At 34.8% G+C, this 509-nt stretch carries 1 protein-coding gene; it reads left to right on the plus strand.

Going from position 1 to position 509, the window contains the following annotated elements:
* Positions 1–423: PACE efflux transporter (locus F2B26_RS17845; protein ID WP_004821026.1), on the plus strand; the 423-nt coding region annotated here is incomplete at its 5' end.
* Positions 424–509 lie beyond the last annotated feature (86 nt).

A 509-nucleotide genomic window follows, 5' to 3' on the forward strand; every position in this document is an offset into this window, starting at 1 on the left:
ATGCAAGGTCTTAAACGTAGAGTAATTTATGTAAGTACCTATGAAATCATTGGACTGGGTATTTCTTCTTTAGGGCTGGCACTACTTTCGGGTACACAATTAACCCATACAGGGCCTTTGGCTTTCCTGATTACCACGATTGCTGTGAGCTGGAACTTTATTTATAACTTAATTTTTGAAGCATGGGAAAAACGCCAAACTTTACGACAACGTACGGTAAAACGCCGTGTAGCTCATGCGATCGGATTTCAATTAACCTTGGTGGTTTTTCTTATTCCATTGATTGCATGGTGGATGAATATTAGTTTTCTAGAGGCTTTTTTATTAGATGCGGCTTTAATTGTTATCATTCCAATTTATACATTTATTTTTAATTGGTCTTTTGATCGATTATTTGGTGTTCCACTTTCCGCTCAAGCTTAAAAAATGTAATTGTTTCTGCTTAAATTATTGCCCATTCAATTGAATGGGCAATAATTCAGGTTTTTTCTAGCACATTAATTTTTATT

Origin of the sequence: Cellulomonas citrea (assembly GCF_009829685.1) — a bacterium.
GTDB classification, from domain to species: domain Bacteria; phylum Actinomycetota; class Actinomycetes; order Actinomycetales; family Cellulomonadaceae; genus Cellulomonas; species Cellulomonas citrea.